Origin of the sequence: Dietzia sp. DQ11-71 (genome assembly GCF_014144995.1) — a bacterium.
GTDB classification, from domain to species: domain Bacteria; phylum Actinomycetota; class Actinomycetes; order Mycobacteriales; family Mycobacteriaceae; genus Dietzia; species Dietzia kunjamensis.
The window spans coordinates 1-2707 of the sequence record NZ_JAALDT010000319.1; the positions used below are offsets into that span (position 1 = coordinate 1).

General features: G+C 71.9%; 3 protein-coding genes. All 3 read left to right on the forward strand.

Going from position 1 to position 2707, the window contains the following annotated elements; translation table 11 throughout:
* Window positions 1-929: hypothetical protein (locus G6023_RS11520; protein ID WP_182635585.1), on the forward strand; the 929-nt coding region annotated here is incomplete at its 5' end.
* Window positions 930-1064: 135 nt separating this feature from the next.
* Window positions 1065-1904, forward strand: coding sequence for a hypothetical protein (locus G6023_RS11525; RefSeq protein WP_182635587.1), 840 nt, complete (start codon window positions 1065-1067; stop codon window positions 1902-1904).
* Window positions 1905-2191: 287 nt separating this feature from the next.
* Window positions 2192-2707: putative Ig domain-containing protein (locus G6023_RS11530; RefSeq protein ID WP_347570765.1), on the forward strand; the 516-nt coding region annotated here is incomplete at its 3' end.

A 2707-nucleotide genomic window follows, 5' to 3' on the forward strand; every position in this document is an offset into this window, starting at 1 on the left:
CCGTCGCGGCGGTGGGCGCGCCCGCCGCCGTCGAGGCCGGCGACATCCAGCTCACGCAGAACGCGACCGGCCAGGCCGCGGCGCAGGAGCTCCCGCTCGGCACGGCCGTCAACCTCGACCTCGAGCCCGTCGTCGCCCAGGCTGCCGGCGGAACCATCCCGCCCGGGACGACGGTGCAGGTCACCGGCCTGCCTGACGGTCTGACCCAGAACGGCTGGGTCATCTCCGGCACGCCCACCCGTGCCGGTGAGTACGAGGTTCTCGTCACCGTCTCCAACTCCGGGATCTCGCAGTCGGAGAAGGTCGCCATCACCGTCACCGACGGCACGGACGAGACGGGGGAGGGGGCGACGGCGAGCCCGGCCACCACGAGCCCCGCCACCACCGCGACCACCACGACCGCCACGCAGTCCGATCCCACGCTCTCGGCGGTCCCCGGTGATCCGACCGCCGAGGACGACACCCCCGCCGGCGATGAGGGTGACGGAACGGGCGACGGTGACGGCACCGGTGAGGGCGCCGACGAGGCGACCGGGGACGACGACGACGAGGTCGGCACCACCCCGGACCTGTGCGCGGTCATCGGGGACGGGCAGATGGACGGTGCCTCGCTGGCGCAGCTGCTGCCGCTGGTGACCGGCGGCGACGACGCCGAGTCGACGGGCCTCGTGATGGTTCTGCTCAACACGGTGGTCAACCTGCTCCCGTCCGTGCTCGGCGAGGGCGGATCGATGGAGAGCCTCGGTTCGGTGGGGCAGATCCTGTGCACGATCTCCCCGTCACTCCTGGGCGGCGAGGCCTCCGGCGCCGCCACCACGGGTGTGGACGCCACCGCCGGTGGGGCGGCCACCGGTGCCGCAGCGCTCGACGGCGGCCCCGCCGCCCTGCTGGGCCTGCTCACCACCGGCGCGGGCAGCCTCGGGCAGTGATCCTCCCCGCGCCCCGGGGCAATGTCCCCACGGGGCGCGGGTCGGGGCGATAGAGTCCCCCTGTCGACCTCGGGCGGCCCGGTGGGGCGCAGTGGCTCGATTACGTCCGTCGCCGTCGAAGAGGGTCCATCACACATGTTCACCCGCAAGGTCGTCACCGCCTCCGCCGCTGCACTCGCGCTGGTCGCCCTGTCCGTCCCCGTCGTCAACGCGCAGGACGGCGACACCCTCCCCGACGAGGCCGCGTCCGGCAGCATCTCGCTCGGCAGTCTCGAGGGGGGCGACCCCGACGCGTCCAGCCTCGCCGGAGGGTCCGAGGGCTCATCGGACGACATCTCGGGCGAGGACGGGGCCGGCGGCGAGAATGCCGACTCGGGCTCACTCGGTGGCGGTTCGCTGGGCAGTCTCGAGTCCGCCAGCCTCGAGTCCGCCAGCCTCGACTCCGCCAGTGGAGACGACACGAGCGTCGGTGACCCGGTGCCCGAGACCGATGCGGTCTGCGAGTTGCCCGCCCTGGGCGGTTCGGTCGCCAAGTTCTACCCGCTGCTGGGGATCGACGGGGTTCCCACCGGCGTCATCGATCTGATCACCTCTGCGCTGGACTCCTTCCCGAACCTGCTCGACGTGGTCGCGGGGGAGGGGCGCGGGTCAGCGCTCGTCGGCGAGGCCGGCTCGCTCAGTGAGGGACTGTGCACGCTGGTCTTCGGCGGCGAGATGGTCCCGCCGCCGGTCACGGTGATCGTCGACGATGACGGCAATCCAGTCACCACGGTCACCGGCACGGCCACCACCAGCCCCGGCGCCTCCTCCCCGGCCACCACCACGGCCGCCGCCGACGAGGCCGGAACCGGAACTTCGATCGCCGCCTCCGACAACGCGAGCACCGACGGTGCGAACCGGGACGGTGTCGACCCGGACGACGCGGATGCCGGTGAGGCGGCGCTCGCGACCTCCGTCCCGGTCCCCGGCGCCTGACCCCGCCTCTCGGTCTCCTGCGGCCCGGCCCCGACACGGGGGCCGGGCCGCCGTGATTTTCCCGCGGCCGTCTCCCTGCGGCGCTGCGCATGCCGAAGCGGTGAGCGCGGATCCGCGCGCGCGAATATACCCAGGGGGTGTGTTACTGGTGTGACTTATGAGAACCGAGTGAGTTATGTGGCAGAAGTAGACAGTTGGTGTGCATGTGGTTAGAGTGGCACTCGTAATGGTCTGCCCTCCCGTTCCGCGGAGTGAGCGATCTGAACCCCTCCGGAAGGAACCAGCCGATGCGTGCTCGCCTCGCCCGTCCTCGTCGTATCGTCCGGGGTCGCCTTGCCGCCCCCGTCGCAGCCGCAGCAGCGGTCGCGCTCGTGGGCGGAATGGTCATCGCCGCTCCCGATGCGCCCACCGTCCGTGACGACATCCAGACCGTCGCCGTGGCCGCCCCCTCGTTCGACGCCGGGGCGGAGTTCTCCTTCAACGCAGGAGCGCTCGTCCAGGCCACTCAGTCGGCCGGGTTCGTCGTCGATGACGTCACCGGGCTTCCGGAAGGGCTGGAGTACGACGGCAACGGTGGCATCTCGGGCACTGTGACCACTCCGGGCGTGTACACCATCCAGGTGACCGGGCGTGGTATTGGCGGAGTCGTCACGATTCCCGTCACCCTGACGATCAACAACGCCGACGGCTCCGCGCCGATCGGCGTCTCAGGTGAGGGAACGGCCGCCGTGGACGGCAGCCTCGGCGGCGAGGCGCAGGCCGGTGGCCAGATCACCACGGGCTCCGACGGCACGGACGCGATC